Source organism: Candidatus Nitrososphaera evergladensis SR1 (assembly GCF_000730285.1).
Taxonomy (GTDB): Archaea; Thermoproteota; Nitrososphaeria; order Nitrososphaerales; family Nitrososphaeraceae; genus Nitrososphaera; species Nitrososphaera evergladensis.
Genome location: NZ_CP007174.1, coordinates 1,324,988 through 1,338,049, shown reverse-complemented (window position 1 = coordinate 1,338,049; position 13,062 = coordinate 1,324,988). Strand labels below are relative to the sequence as shown.

Here is a 13,062-nt window from a genome sequence, read left to right as displayed (position 1 = left end):
GCCTTTGCGTACTTGCCTAGTTGGACTTTGGCGAAATTATCGGCATCAGCAATGATAGCAGCTTTTACGCCACATCGCCTTTTGTGGCGTTCTCCTACAAGAGCAACTCACTCTATGTAATATGGCAAAAGACCAGGGGAATATATGGCAATGTAGAACACATCAAAGGACAGAAAAATAGCGCCAGCATTGTCTACAGGATAAGCAAAGATAATGGCAGGACTTTTGGCGGTGTCATAACTTTACATGACTTTAAGGAACCCAGAAGCTTTCCCCCTCAGGTAGCATTTTCACCCTTGAACGAAAACAGGGTCTTTTTGGCATGGGTTGACAAAAGCTCTCCGAAAAAACTTGATGTTTACTTTACAAGAAATTCAGAGAGCAGTGACAGATTTGAAGAACCGATTATAGTTAGCGACGAAATGACGGGAGTTTGTAGCAGCGAGGGCAGTAATGATTTGAGGAACTTTGGCCCCAGCCGGCCTTCTGAAACGTACGATACAGTAACTCCGTACATTGCTGCCGGAAATGACAATAACGTCTATGTAATGTGGGTCGAATCGACCACAAGGAAAAAAATATTGGAAATAGCGCGTCTGGAACCACAAGATGAAGAAACCTCAACGAGTATTTCTTTTGGCGAAGGTGAGATTGACAAAGCTGCCAAATACATGGAAGAAAAAATGAGAAAGAGCCTTGAAAGAGCCCCAAAATACAGATTTTCAATCAGAGTATTTCTCAGGGCAAGTAACGATGGTGGAAGGACATTTGGAAAGAAAATCAGCCTTCTAGACACCAGTATTGACGGTCAGGGTGGTCCGTACGTAATTTCGCCAACCGAGCTGCACGCCATTGGTGAGAATGTATATGTTATTGTCAACCCTTTAGGAAGAGATCCAGACAATGCCAGAGTCCGCATCTTTGCAAGCACAGACAAGGGCCAGACTTTTCAGGAAAGAACCGGTCTGAGCAAAACTGTATCTGGCATAGGCAGCAAGATAATTTCCGCAAGAGCCAAAGTAGCCGCTAAACAGCACGATTCTCTATACCTTCTATTAGAGGTAGTGAGTCATGGCGATGAAGAGAAGATGTTACTTCTGACTCCATTTTCATCTCCCCATGTGCCACTGATTTTCGTGAAAAGCATAGATGCAGGAAGAACATTTAGCGATCCCATCCATGTTGGCGTCAACGGCCCAATCAGATCGCATTCTTCATTTGCGGTCTCGCCGACGGCAACAGCATGCATCTAGCATATGTCAACATGGACAACCTGGCGGAAGGCTTGTTTGATATGATGAAAAAAGGAACACTAAAAGACGCCCGGCAGATACACCAACTGTTCGAAGAAAGTGACAGCGGTTCTGTTTTTGTTAGATCTAGCAGTAACGGAGGCATTAGTTTTGATGAACAGACAAAACTTGAGGATAGCAAGAATATAGGACTAATTTCTTCCTTCGCAACCTACATCCTATTGCTTCCCTCGGATAGAGGACTATATGCTTTGAAAGCCAAGCATATTGCACATCCAGAAGATGAACAAAAGCCTAGATTTCCGGACGCAGACGTACTTTCATGGCACAAAAATACAGGAGATGAATCAGCTGCAGGACCATTCAAAATTAGCGGAGATTCTGGAGGAGTGTCAGAGGGACCCCGCGGAATAATAGTCGAGAAGGACAACAATAACTCTGAAATCTATTTGGTATGGGAGACTGATTGGCATACAGATCATGCTGACGTATTCTTTAGAAGGCTGCAAATAGGATAGGGTAGTAGCGTCAGGCTGCCGGCTTTGCAGGGTACTTGCTCTCGTTGACCTGCTTGTTTATGGCGTCGGCCATAAAGTGGTTGCTCACCTGCACCTTCACGTCGTTGATGCCGGATAGCTTGTAGATATTGTCCCGCACGTCCTGCGCTATCTTGAAGCCAAACACGGCAGGGCAGAACGGGCTTGTCAGATGCAAGTCGATGGCAACCTTGCCAGAGTTGATGTCGACCTTGTCGACAAGTTCCAGCTCCATTATCGACACTCCTATTTCAGGGTCGACTATCTTGGTCAACTCGTCGAAAATCTTCCTGCGGGTCTGCTGCAGGTCATCATTGCCCTTCTGAGGGGCTGAATTAGCGTCACTCTTGGCGTCGGTACTCATTTTTCTCTATTAAATAGATGGAAAACTACCGTATTTAATCATTAACACAAAAATCAGAGAAAGAATACCTGTGTGTCGGCGTATTCCTGTGCAAGCGACCTTGCCAGCACTTCCTTTATTGCGGCCCTGCTCCAGTCGTCCACCGGCTCTATCAGGTCCTTTGTGACAAAGTCTTCCTTCTGGCCTGCGTAATAGCCAAGGACAATCACAAAGTGCTTGCTGATATTGCTGTTTGAGCACATGTACAGCAGGCGCTTGCTTCCAATCTCGACAGAGTCGCATCCAGAGAGGTCGTTTGGGTATTCTATTAGGCGCGTTGGTGGTGCTAACGCTGATTCCATGCAGAACTGATTGCTAAAATGTATAGAAGCGCTCAAGCTAGCTTCTGTTAACAAGCCGATGTATGCCAGCTAGCTGGTTGTAGACAGGGCGTTATGGAAGAACCACATCATCATGGTTGTTGCTTGAGCGGGAGCCCGGCTTTGATTTCCTGATGTGCCTGACTTTTTTCACAAGGTTCCCGCCAATCTGGCTGCTTGCCGTGAGGACAAACCCGGAAATGGCCACTGCGGACCAGGTATGGCTCAGAGTCGGAGTCATCAGGTTTGCGACGTTGAAGGCGTGCATGGTTGTCCCTATCACCAGAAAAGACATCCCCGTGCCCTGAACTATTCTCTTGTTCTTTACGATCAGCGCCAGCATTTCTGTAAGAGATTGTTCTTCTTTTGAAAATTCATTTAATGGTTACTATCAACAGTTGTTGAGGCCTAAGCATAGTTGATTGAATAGGCAGTTTTGTGATGTATTTGCTCTTTTGCGCAAGACACAAGTAAAGACATAGAAAAATATGCATTCAAGATGCACGGTCAGAAAAACTGACCTGTACCGAGAGGATTTATTCAAAGTATTAAAATAAAGCGCGGAACGATGCACCTACACATGTACCGCTCAAGGCCAAAGGGCAGGATGGACGACGACGTGCTTGCGTTCCTCTCGTCGACGAAGCACGACCAGTCCATACTCTACTACGACATTGTAGGAAGCGAGGCACACTCGGTCATGCTCCACGAAATTGGCATCATCAGCCGTCAGGAGCTGAAAAAGATCCTCGCGGCCTTGGAGGCGGCAAAAAAGAACCCCGGCCTCATTGACACAGAGGGCGCGGAGGACATCCACGAGGCATTGGAGGCGTTTGTGATAAAACAGGCAGGAATCGACGCCGGTGGCAAGATGCACACCGCCCGCTCGCGAAACGACCAGGTGGTGCTTGACATCAGGATGAAGGTGCGCGACGACATTAACGAACTTTGTACAGCCCTTGCAGACCTCATCGATAGCCTCGTGAAAAAAGCAGAAAAGAACAAGGACGCAATAATGCCCCTGTACACCCATTTGCAGCAGGGCCAGCTGGGCACGTTTTCCCACGTTATGCTTGCTTATGCGGACGCGCTTTGCCGCGACTTTGAGCGCATCTACAACACTTTTGGCAGGATAAACCAGTCGCCGCTTGGCTCGTGTGCCATTGCAGGCACAAGCATCGGCATCGACCGCAAGCGCACGGCGACACTCCTCGGTTTTGACGGCTTGATGCTCAATTCGCTTGACGCCACGACTTCCCGCGACTCGTTTGTAGAGTACGTTGCGGCCCTCGCGATACTTGCCTCCACGCTTGCGAGGATGGCAGAAGACCTCATAATATGGTCAACGCAAGAGTTTGGCTTTGTCGAGCTTGACGACCGCTACAGCTCGACTTCAAGCGCAATGCCGCAGAAAAAGAACCCCGACCCGCTAGAGCTGACCAGAGCCAAGGCCGCCATAATCGCAGGCAGGCTTGCGTCGATGCTTGGGATGGTCAAGGGCCTGCCGTCAGGATACAGCCGCGACTTGCAGGACATCAAGCCGCAGCTGCTTGAGGCGTCTGCCACTGCGACAAGCACTGTAAAGGTGACGAACGGTGTGATAAGCACGCTGACAGTGAAAAAGAAAAAGATGCTTGACACGTCGGCCAAGAGTTACGCGATTTCCCTTGACATTGCCGAGCAGCTTGTAGCAAAAGGTGTCCCATTTCGCAGCGCGCACAAAGTCGTTGGCGCGCTTGTTTCACGCGCGGCAGAAAAGGACATCCCACTTGCAGCTCTTGAAACAAAGGAAATCTCTTTTGCGCTAGAGCAGGCCAAGCAAAATGGAATCAAGCCGGACGAGTTGGCAAAAATAGTAAAAGAGATGACGCCGGAAAAGTCAATAGAGTCCCGCAGGTCTGCCGGCTCGCCCAACCCGAAGGAGCAGGACGAGATGATCAAGACAGCAAAGTCAAGGCTGGCAGGCTACCGCGAAGGGACGCAGAAAAGGACGAAATACGTCAAGGACTCCCTTGACATTCTTGCGAAAACCGTCGCCAGGTACGTACAGGCCTAGCCGGACGCCTGTTAGCGCACTTTATCCTCTTTTTGAGACTGGTTTTCGTGGTTTTCAAGCTCGCAATTAGCGATTTTCTTCAAAACTAGGTGTGGAATTCGCTGTTTTAGTTGCGATAAGGTTTATATCAACTACGAATATAGTTACACGGTAGCAGAAATGTCGCTAAAATCAGACGATCCGAACTACTACGCGCACATGTACAACAGGATGGGAGGCCCGGATGCCGCAACTTCGGGCCGCAGGATAAGGATTCTCGACAGCACGCTCCGCGAAGGCGAGCAGCACCCGGGAGTCAACTTTACCACAAAGCAGAGGATCCAGATAGCATGGATGCTCGACTCTTTTGGCGTCGACCAGATAGAGATAAGCCCCGTCGTCTCGCCGGACCACGTCGAGGCAACCAAGACCATTATCAAGCAGGGCCTGCGCGCTGACATTGTCGCGCATGTGCGCGCAATCAAATCGGACGTCGACATTGCGATAGGCTGCGGAGCAACGTGGGTTGCGACCTACATGGGCATCTCTGACATCCACCTTGCTGCAAAACTAAAGATAAGCAGGGAAGAGGCCAAGACACGCGCCCTTGAGGTGGCAGATTACATCAAGTCGCACGGGCTAAAGTCGCGCTTTACGATGGAGGACGCAAGCAGGACCGAGCCAGAGTTCCTCATCGACATGTGCAAGGAGATGAACAGGCGCGGCATCGAAAGGATAAGCATACCCGATACGGTTGGAATCATGCGCCCGCGTGGCATGTTCAGCCTGGTAAAGATGGTGTACGACAACATCGACAGGTCCAAGACGTCTCTCGACGTGCACTGCCACAATGACGTGGGGCTTGCTCTGGCAAACGCGCTTGCCGGCTGCGAGGCGGGGGCAGACCAGATACACACCACGATAGACGGCTTTGGCGAGCGCACAGGAATCCCGGCGCTTGCCGAGACTGCGGTCGCCCTTTCGCTCATCTACAAGGCCAACAGCGACCTGCGCCTCCACATGACAAAGGACCTGTCAAGGACAATGTCAGAGTACGTTGACCTTGGGATACCAGAGTCAAAGCCCATTGTCGGCGACAGCGCGTACAAGCACAAGGCCGGCACGCACCTTGCGGCAATCCTGCGCAACCCTGCGGCGTACGAGATACTGGAGCCAAAGGCGGTCGGCAACAGGCGCAAGATAGTCTTTGGCGAGCTTGCAGGCAAGAACGGCGCGGCATACCTGCTGTCGCTCCTTGGCCTTGAGACCAGCAAGCACGAGGCAGAGCAGCTGGCAAAGGGCTTAAAGGAGCTCCGCATGGGCGACATACTGGAGCTGTACCTGGACGACAGGCTTGAGAGAAAGATACTTAATGACGCGCCCATGAAAGTAGGGCAGAAGGAGTAGTAAACTAGATGGTCAACTGTCCAGAATGCGACGCAGAGATCAAGATTCCCGCCGACTCGATAGAGGGCGAAATAGTCACGTGCCCTGACTGCGGCGCCAGCTACGAGCTGGTAAAGGCAGCGTCAGGGGGCTTTGACATAAAACCAGCTCAGGTTGTCGGCGAGGACTGGGGTCAGTGAGCGCAGGCAACGGCAATAGCAATACCCTTACCATACTGTACGACACGATACGCTGGGAAGAAAAGTCCCTGATCGAGGCGGCCAAGAAAAAGGGCGTCGAGACAGAGAACATTGACGTCAAGAACCTCACGATCCGACTTGACGAGGAGAGCAAGAAGAAATACGCCGGCAGGACGGTGCTCCAGCGGTCAGTGTCTTATTTCAAGAGCCTGCACGCAACTGCCGCGCTTGAGGGCCTCGGCGCAAGCGTGATAAACCCGCTCAGGGTCGCAAGCATCACCGGCAACAAGCTGTTCGCCCACATGGAATTCCAGAAGGCGGGGGTCAACACGCCAAAGGCAATTGCTGCATTTTCAGAGGAATCTGCAGCGGCTGCGCTTGAAGAATTCGGCTATCCTGCGGTGATAAAGCCGACGGTTGGAAGCTGGGGCAGGATGATAGGGCTTTTGCGCGACAGGGACGCGGCGCGGGCGGTAATTGAAGACAGGGAGCACATGTTCCCACTTTACCACATCTACTATTTTGAAGAGTTTGTCAAGCGCCCGCCCCGCGACATTCGCGCAATCGTGGTTGGCGACCACGTGGTTGCGGCAATCTACCGCTACTCTGGCGACGGCGAGTGGAAGACCAACATGGCCCTTGGCGGTCGCGCCGAGGTCTGCCCGGTGACAAAGGAGCTTGAAGACATTTGCATGAAAGCAACACGCGCAGTAGGCGGCCAGATAGTCGGAGTCGACCTGATGGAAAGCGACAGCGACGGACTGATGGTCCACGAAGTGAACAACACGACAGAGTTCAAGAACACCGTGCGCGTGACAGGTGTGGACATTCCGGGCCAAATGGTTGATTACGCCCTTGCATTGAACAAAAAAGGGTAGCAAGCAGAATTGGTGTCACCAAGCTACGCTGTCGAGCTTTTGCAAAAGGCGCTAGAGCTGTACACGCCTTCAAGGTCTGAAGCTGCACTTGCCAACATGATAAAGGACAAGTGCACAAACGAGCTTGGATTTGAGCAGGTGAGCATTGACAGCGTCGGAAACGTCATCGCTTCAAAGGGCACCGGCGAGCCACGCATACTGCTGTGCGGCCACATGGACACGGTGCCAGGGCAGGTGCCCGTGCGGATTGAAGACGGCTACCTCTACGGCAGGGGAGCGTCAGACGCAAAGGCGCCCCTGATAGCGATGCTCCTTGCCGCATCGCAGTTTCCAAAGCAGAGCGGCACCGTGATTTTTGCAGGAGTGGTTGACGAGGAGGGAAACGCCACAGGAGTGAAAAACCTGGTCAAGAGCAAGATTGGGCTGGACTATGCGATGTTTGGCGAGCCTTCAGGGATTGACAACATCACCATTGCGTACAAGGGCAGGCTTGCCATACGCCTCACGTGCGACGTCGGAGACAGCGCGCACGCAAGCGCGCCGTGGCTTGCGCGAAACTCGATTGAAGAGATGCACGACTTTTGGCGGGCAATCAAGGCAGAGATTGAAAAAGTCGGAACGGCAGACACCAAGGCCAACTCTATCAGCTGCACGCTGACAGAGATAAGCGGAGGCTCAAGCCACAACGTGACCCCGCAAAAGTGCAAGATAACCATAGACATGCGCATACCCACGATAACGACCTGCCAGAACGTGCTTGACACAGTCGACAATGTCATCACAAGGGTCGCAAAGGAAAAGGGCGTCAAGGCTACGTACAGGATAGAGGACAGGACTGATCCGTTTGAGGCGGACCATTCTTCGGCGCTTGTCAGGGCGCTGTCGCTTGGCATACTGGACGTCCGCAAAAAAAGGCCGGTGCTCCTGCGCAAGACGGGAACCGGCGACATGAACGTCCTTGGCAACACCTTCAAGATACCGGTCGTCACGTACGGCCCCGGCGACCCGCACGCTTCGCACACGGCAGACGAGCGCGTCAACGTTGAAGAGTACGTCAACAGCATAGAGGTGTTCAGCAGGGCGCTCTTTCACATGTCGCGCATACACCACATCCGCAAGCAGCAAAACGGCGACGGCAAAAAAGGCAAGTAACAAATCATATAGGCGCCGCCACGCTCTACCCCTCATATGCTCTGGTTGGTAGGCGCAGGCATAAGCGGCCACAGGGGGCTGAGCCTCGAAGCGGTACAGGTATTGAAAAAATGCGACATTGTTTTTGTAGAGAGGTTCACAAGCGCCCTTTCAGACAGCGACCTTGAAGGAATCAATGCGGCAATCGGCAAGAGCGCAAAACCGGTCCAGCGCTGGTTTGTCGAAGACGGGAGGGAGATGCTTGATGCCGCAAAGGAAAAGCAGGTTGCGCTTGTAGCCTACGGCGACCCGCTCCTTGCCACCACGCATACGGAGCTTCGCGCAAGGGCTGCAAAAGCGTCCATAGAGACGGGCGTACTGCATGCGGCATCTGGAATAACGGCAATCATGGGCGAATGCGGCCTGCACATGTACAAGTTTGGCAGGACGGTCACGATGATGTCTGAACCAAAGTCCGCGGTAAGCGTCTACAACACGGTGTTTGACAACCTGCTTTTAGGGAGCCACACGCTCATCCTGACGGAATACAGCCATGACGAAAAGACAGGCGAGCCGTTCTTTTTGGACCCCACAGCCGTGTTAAAGATGCTCCTTGACTGCGAACGCGACCTGCGCCACCACGTCTTTTCAGAAGAGACGTTTGTAGTCGTTGCGTCAAGGCTTGGTTCTAGCGACTCGCGCATCGTGTCAGGCAGGATAAAGTCGCTTGCAGGGGTCGGCTTTGGCGCCGGCCCGCACTCTGTCATCGTACCGGCAGGATTGCATTTCACAGAGGAGGAGGCCCTTGAAGCGCTCACGGTCTGCCTTGACAGCCCGGCCGACAATGCGGCATCTGTAAAGCGCATTTCTTCTCAAATGATAGAGCGCTATGCGCCAAAGGCCAAAGAAGCTGTACGGCACATGCGTGACATCCTGCGAAAGGAAGGCGCAAAAGAAAAAGAGAACAACAAGGGCATGCACGAAGTCCTAGACAACGCCGAATACTATATCGACGATGCCGAGCGCTTTTTAAGGCAGGGCAAGCACGAGCTTGCAGTCCTGAGCATCGGCTACGCAGAGGGCCTCCTTGACGCCCTACGGTTCCAGAAGGGAATCAATCCGTGGAACCCCTAAGTAATTCTATATATGTGGCAGAAAAGCTGCATAAAGCACATCATGTCAACCGAGGCCCGGAGCCTGCTCCTTGAAGGCAAGGTACAAGAGTTCAACGCGTGGAGAATGAAGAACCTGACGGCAAAGCTGGACCTTACCGGCGAAGATTTCTCAGGCAAGAACATCGCCGGCGCGTATCTCAACGGCGTGGTAGCGAAAAACGCCAACTTTTCCAGGGCAAACTTGACGGGAACAAACTTTGTACAGGCCGAGCTGAGCGGCGCAAACTTGGAGGGTGCAAACTGCAAAGAAACGCTTTTCATGTACGCAGAGATGAAGGACGCCAAACTAGCCGGCGCTGACGCCACAAAGGCCAATTTCATGTGGGCAAACCTTTCCGGCGCGGACATGAGCGCAGTCAGGATGTCGCAGACCGTGTTTGTAGAGGCAAACATGCAGAACGTAAACGTGGCCGGCTCTGACAGGATGGGCGCCTACCTGAAATACGCAAAGCTGGACGGCACCCCTTGGAACGAGAAGCACTGATTGTTAGGACAAAGGTTTATTAATAAAACCGAAACCAAGTTTTTGTATATGGCGCAGACTCCTCCACCACCGATAGGAGGTAAGGTGTCGAGGCGTGACTTTTTGAAACTCATGGCAGCCGCTGGCACCGTCATGACATTTACGCCGTTTGTAGATTGGGGCAAGTTCCTTCCAAACCCTACAGGGAACCTGAGCGAAAGACAGCCTGTGGAGCTTCCAAGCGGAGAGCAGGCCAACGTTAAAGATTTTCCAGTTAACCACTCTGAGGCAATAATCTATCCCAAGACCAAGGACGAAGTCCTCAACAAGGAGGCCTTCCGCACCTGGCAGTTCATCAGGCTGCCGGAAGAACTGGGCGGCGCAAAGAACGACGCTTCTGCTTTTCGCGTTTACAGCATGGTATGCCTCCACCTCTGGTGCCTCTGGAAATATTTTCCAGATACCGGTCGCAAGAGGGGAGAGTGTCCCTGTCACGGCAGCATGTACGATCCGATGACAGGCAAGGCATTTGCAGGGCCGGCTTCACTCCAGGGTCCGCCCTCAAACGTGCTCCCAAGGCTTGACGTAGAGGTCGACAAGGACGGCAAGGTATGGATACTGCCTCCGACATGGAGTCCAGATAAAAACGGGATTGTTGGTTATGGGCGCTTCCTTAACGTATGAGAACAGTCTGACAAGATTCTTCCGGTGGGTGTACGCCGGCGTAGAGCGAACTATATTCATGGGAATGAAGTTCACGTTCCCGGGAAGGTTCGTCAGCCCGCTGGGCTTTCTCGGAATGCTGACGTTCGTGGTATTCATCATTCTCGGCATCACCGGCGCGCTCCTCATGCTCTGGTACGAGCCAATCCTCGACAGGGCGTGGAACAGCGTCAAGAACATTAACGACACCATCCCCTACGGCTTCCACATTCGCAACATACACTACCACGCCTCAAACGGCATGGTCATGCTCGCCCTGCTCCACATGTACTACCAGTACTTTAGCGGCAGGTACAAGATCAGAAACGAGATCCTGTGGGTGACAGGCATCATACTGGGCGTGCTCACCATTCTGGAGGCATTCACGGGCTATGACATCATATTCTCAGAGCGCGCGGAGCTGGCAATCTCTATCGCGGCGTCGCTTACCAACTCGATACCCATCATGGGGCCGCAGATGCGCGAAGCGTTCTTTGGCGCAGGGTTCCACGACTTTATCCTGCGCTTTTACACCTTCCACGTGTTCATGCTGCCAATCGCGCTGCTTGGCCTCATGGTAGTCCACTTCCCAAGGTTTCTGGTGTTTGACGTGCCAATGGTCATGGCCATCGCAGGCGCAATCATGCTCACGGGAGGAGTGTTTCCGGTGGGCCTTGGGCTCCCGTTCGACCCTCACGTGCCTCCGGGCATCACCGTGCCAGAGTGGTACCTCACAGGCCTGTACGCGTTCCTCAGGACGATGTACGACAAGTTCGTCACAGGCGTCGCGTGGCCGGGCTTGTTCATAGGCGCACTATTACTCATACCGTTTGTAGACAGGTACAAAAAGTTCTCTTGGAAGGACAGACCGATTATCACCGCGGTAGGCATCACGAGCCTTGCCCAGATACTGGTCACCACATACTGGGGATTCTACATCGACCCGGACACGCACAAGGCGCTTCTTGAGAGGCTCGTCATCGACCCGATATTCTTCTACCTGGTCATGGTAGTGCTAGTCCCGCTGTCGTTTGGCTTTACGTACATGATGATAAAGCTTGCCAAGCACGCAGAGGCCAACGCCAAGGCGCAGCCAAAGAAGGCGGGCAAGTCTTCGATAGAGCTTTCGCAAAAGTGGCTGTACGCCCTGTTCGTGGTCCTCATCGGCTTCCAGGTGTACCTCAACATCGCGGCATACTATGCAATGCTTGACGGCATGAAGAACTACTCGCTATTCATAGTAGGCATCATGATGCTGGTCTTTGCAGGCATGTTCCACCTCTACAGGTATGGCAAGGCGCAGGCAAAGGCGCCACCGCCAAGGCCGACTCCGCCGGCACCCAAGCCAGCGGTAGCACCGCCAAGGCCGTCGCCTGCAACGCCAACTCCGCAGGAAAAGCCGCTTGCCGCACCTCCAGCCGCGCAACCGGCGGCTAAACCTGCAGAAAAACCAGCGCAGCTTCCGCCGCAAAAGACCGCAACTGGCGGACAAACAACACAGACAGCACCAGGAACCAAAGCAGCAGCTGCTGCTCCCACCACTACAGGCAAGGCAGAAAACAATCCAACAACTGATGTCAAGGGTCCAAAAGGTCCATGACTCAAACAAACTTTATATGTGAAAATAAATTCACGGTGATCATCAGATGACCAACCACGCCGGCGGCATTAGCATCATCGCATTCATTGTCGCAGTAGGCATTAGCATAGGCTACTACCAGTACATGTATGTCCCGGCGGTCAATGCCAAGCCGATTCTGCCAAAGGCTGTGTTGGAGCCGGCAGAATCTGTAACAGTAAAGATATCCCCGGGCTCATCCAATCAAGGAAATGGCAAGTTCTTTGTTCCCAAAGACACACGCGCCGGATTGGGCGTAAGCAATCATATCATATGGGAAAATACTGATGACGTTCCGCACAGCGTGACTAGCGATGATGGATACACAGACAAGATAAACGGCAAGTTTGACACTCTTGCCACAATCGGCCTCATCCCCGGCGGACAAAAGTTCGAGTTCACGTTCACCGCAACAGGAACGTATCACTATCACTGCGAGCCGCACCCGTGGATGCAGGGCTCTGTCGAAGTAACAGAAAGCTTTGCCTAGCTGTAGCTAGCTGGGCAATAATTTGCCTGCTACTACTTTTATGTAGGCAATGTCGGAAAAGATTTCCTTGTGCTCCTGTATCAAGCTCACCCGGAACTTGACGTTCGTATGGTCCTTTCCAGCGGCAGGCACGTGGTTCGTTGACGAAACAAATTCCACCACGGTCCTGCCCTTCAATTCATCCTTGAATATCGACAGCCGGGCGTAAGGGTGCTTGATCTTTTTGCCGTTTAGCAGACTGTACGAAAAGACGTCGCCAGAGTTTTCAATCTGCGAGTTGATTACCACGCTGTCCCACCTGCCAGCATAGTTTATCGTGACAGTGCCATGCAGCTCCTGGCCGGCGACCACCTCTTTTTCTGCAAGCGAGATTGTGACTTCGTTTGTCAAGACAAAAGTACCGGCACCGAAACGACGATTTAAACTAACTAATTCTAGCGGTTTATCTAAAATCGTTGAGCAGCGAAGTAGA

General features: G+C 52.6%; 16 protein-coding genes. 12 read left to right on the top strand and 4 right to left on the bottom strand.

Going from position 1 to position 13,062, the window contains the following annotated elements; translation table 11 throughout:
• The first annotated feature begins 20 nt into the window (after window positions 1–20).
• Both NTE_RS07080 and NTE_RS07075 read left to right on the top strand, forming a co-directional pair.
• Window positions 21–1,253, top strand: a complete 1,233-nt coding sequence (locus tag NTE_RS07080) for a hypothetical protein (protein WP_148700385.1) — start codon at window positions 21–23, stop codon at window positions 1,251–1,253.
• Between the two features lie 41 nt (window positions 1,254–1,294).
• Window positions 1,295–1,771, top strand: a complete 477-nt coding sequence (locus NTE_RS07075; RefSeq protein ID WP_148700384.1) for a hypothetical protein — start codon at window positions 1,295–1,297, stop codon at window positions 1,769–1,771.
• A 10-nt stretch (window positions 1,772–1,781) separates the two neighbouring features.
• Here the strand turns inward: NTE_RS07075 and NTE_RS07070 are convergent, their stop codons facing one another.
• The 3 genes from NTE_RS07070 to NTE_RS07060 all read right to left on the bottom strand — a co-directional run bounded on the left by NTE_RS07070 (window position 1,782) and on the right by NTE_RS07060 (window position 2,855).
• Window positions 1,782–2,153 carry a metal-sulfur cluster assembly factor gene (locus NTE_RS07070; protein WP_148700383.1) on the bottom strand — a complete coding sequence of 124 codons (372 nt, stop codon included), beginning with the start codon at window positions 2,151–2,153 and terminating at the stop codon, window positions 1,782–1,784.
• A 53-nt stretch (window positions 2,154–2,206) separates the two neighbouring features.
• Window positions 2,207–2,494: a hypothetical protein gene (locus tag NTE_RS07065; protein WP_148700382.1), complete on the bottom strand. Its 288-nt coding sequence runs from the start codon at window positions 2,492–2,494 to the stop codon at window positions 2,207–2,209.
• 91 nt (window positions 2,495–2,585) lie between these two features.
• Window positions 2,586–2,855, bottom strand: coding sequence for a hypothetical protein (locus tag NTE_RS07060; protein WP_148700381.1), 270 nt, complete (start codon window positions 2,853–2,855; stop codon window positions 2,586–2,588).
• Between the two features lie 237 nt (window positions 2,856–3,092).
• On the opposite strand from NTE_RS07060, the gene argH reads away from it, so the two are divergent.
• The 10 genes from argH (at window position 3,093) to NTE_RS07010 (ending at window position 12,590) form a co-directional block, all read left to right on the top strand.
• Window positions 3,093–4,568 carry an argininosuccinate lyase gene (gene argH / locus NTE_RS07055; protein ID WP_158385241.1) on the top strand — a complete coding sequence of 492 codons (1,476 nt, stop codon included), beginning with the start codon at window positions 3,093–3,095 and terminating at the stop codon, window positions 4,566–4,568.
• Window positions 4,569–4,727: 159 nt separating this feature from the next.
• Complete coding sequence (locus NTE_RS07050; RefSeq protein WP_148700379.1) at window positions 4,728–5,954, top strand: LeuA family protein; 1,227 nt, start codon at window positions 4,728–4,730, stop codon at window positions 5,952–5,954.
• Between the two features lie 8 nt (window positions 5,955–5,962).
• Window positions 5,963–6,133: an alpha-aminoadipate/glutamate carrier protein LysW gene (gene lysW/argW / locus NTE_RS07045; protein WP_148700378.1), complete on the top strand. Its 171-nt coding sequence runs from the start codon at window positions 5,963–5,965 to the stop codon at window positions 6,131–6,133.
• Window positions 6,130–7,011 carry a lysine biosynthesis protein LysX gene (lysX, locus tag NTE_RS07040; protein ID WP_148700377.1) on the top strand — a complete coding sequence of 294 codons (882 nt, stop codon included), beginning with the start codon at window positions 6,130–6,132 and terminating at the stop codon, window positions 7,009–7,011. Before lysW/argW ends, lysX begins: the two co-directional genes overlap by 4 nt.
• A gap of 12 nt (window positions 7,012–7,023) precedes the next feature.
• Window positions 7,024–8,163, top strand: a complete 1,140-nt coding sequence (locus tag NTE_RS07035) for a M20/M25/M40 family metallo-hydrolase (protein ID WP_226987225.1) — start codon at window positions 7,024–7,026, stop codon at window positions 8,161–8,163.
• A 36-nt stretch (window positions 8,164–8,199) separates the two neighbouring features.
• Window positions 8,200–9,276, top strand: a complete 1,077-nt coding sequence (dph5, locus tag NTE_RS07030) for a diphthine synthase (protein WP_148700376.1) — start codon at window positions 8,200–8,202, stop codon at window positions 9,274–9,276.
• A 42-nt stretch (window positions 9,277–9,318) separates the two neighbouring features.
• Complete coding sequence (locus NTE_RS07025; RefSeq protein WP_158385239.1) at window positions 9,319–9,801, top strand: pentapeptide repeat-containing protein; 483 nt, start codon at window positions 9,319–9,321, stop codon at window positions 9,799–9,801.
• A 48-nt stretch (window positions 9,802–9,849) separates the two neighbouring features.
• Window positions 9,850–10,464, top strand: coding sequence for a Rieske (2Fe-2S) protein (locus tag NTE_RS07020; RefSeq protein ID WP_148700374.1), 615 nt, complete (start codon window positions 9,850–9,852; stop codon window positions 10,462–10,464).
• The gene (locus NTE_RS07015) at window positions 10,442–12,082 is read left to right on the top strand and encodes a cytochrome b (protein ID WP_148700373.1); all 1,641 of its coding nucleotides are present in this window, start codon (window positions 10,442–10,444) and stop codon (window positions 12,080–12,082) included. Before NTE_RS07020 ends, NTE_RS07015 begins: the two co-directional genes overlap by 23 nt.
• 46 nt (window positions 12,083–12,128) lie before the next feature.
• Window positions 12,129–12,590 carry a cupredoxin domain-containing protein gene (locus NTE_RS07010; RefSeq protein WP_148700372.1) on the top strand — a complete coding sequence of 154 codons (462 nt, stop codon included), beginning with the start codon at window positions 12,129–12,131 and terminating at the stop codon, window positions 12,588–12,590.
• Window positions 12,591–12,596: 6 nt separating this feature from the next.
• On the opposite strand, the gene NTE_RS07005 is transcribed toward NTE_RS07010, so the two are convergent.
• Entirely contained in the window at window positions 12,597–12,980 is a 384-nt protein-coding gene (locus NTE_RS07005; protein ID WP_148700371.1) for a hypothetical protein, read from the bottom strand.
• Window positions 12,981–13,062 lie beyond the last annotated feature (82 nt).

Excerpts from the sequence above, each read along its gene's own strand:
- NTE_RS07075 (WP_148700384.1), top strand. The coding sequence starts at position 1,295 with ATGATGAAAAAAGGAACACTAAAAGACGCCCGGCAGATACACCAACTG.
- NTE_RS07070 (WP_148700383.1), bottom strand. The coding sequence starts at position 2,153 with ATGAGTACCGACGCCAAGAGTGACGCTAATTCAGCCCCTCAGAAGGGC.
- NTE_RS07065 (WP_148700382.1), bottom strand. The coding sequence starts at position 2,494 with ATGGAATCAGCGTTAGCACCACCAACGCGCCTAATAGAATACCCAAAC.
- NTE_RS07060 (WP_148700381.1), bottom strand. The coding sequence starts at position 2,855 with ATGCTGGCGCTGATCGTAAAGAACAAGAGAATAGTTCAGGGCACGGGG.
- argH (WP_158385241.1), top strand. The coding sequence starts at position 3,093 with ATGTACCGCTCAAGGCCAAAGGGCAGGATGGACGACGACGTGCTTGCG.
- NTE_RS07050 (WP_148700379.1), top strand. The coding sequence starts at position 4,728 with ATGTCGCTAAAATCAGACGATCCGAACTACTACGCGCACATGTACAAC.
- lysW/argW (WP_148700378.1), top strand. The coding sequence starts at position 5,963 with ATGGTCAACTGTCCAGAATGCGACGCAGAGATCAAGATTCCCGCCGAC.
- dph5 (WP_148700376.1), top strand. The coding sequence starts at position 8,200 with ATGCTCTGGTTGGTAGGCGCAGGCATAAGCGGCCACAGGGGGCTGAGC.
- NTE_RS07025 (WP_158385239.1), top strand. The coding sequence starts at position 9,319 with ATGTCAACCGAGGCCCGGAGCCTGCTCCTTGAAGGCAAGGTACAAGAG.
- NTE_RS07020 (WP_148700374.1), top strand. The coding sequence starts at position 9,850 with ATGGCGCAGACTCCTCCACCACCGATAGGAGGTAAGGTGTCGAGGCGT.
- NTE_RS07015 (WP_148700373.1), top strand. The coding sequence starts at position 10,442 with ATGGGCGCTTCCTTAACGTATGAGAACAGTCTGACAAGATTCTTCCGG.
- NTE_RS07010 (WP_148700372.1), top strand. The coding sequence starts at position 12,129 with ATGACCAACCACGCCGGCGGCATTAGCATCATCGCATTCATTGTCGCA.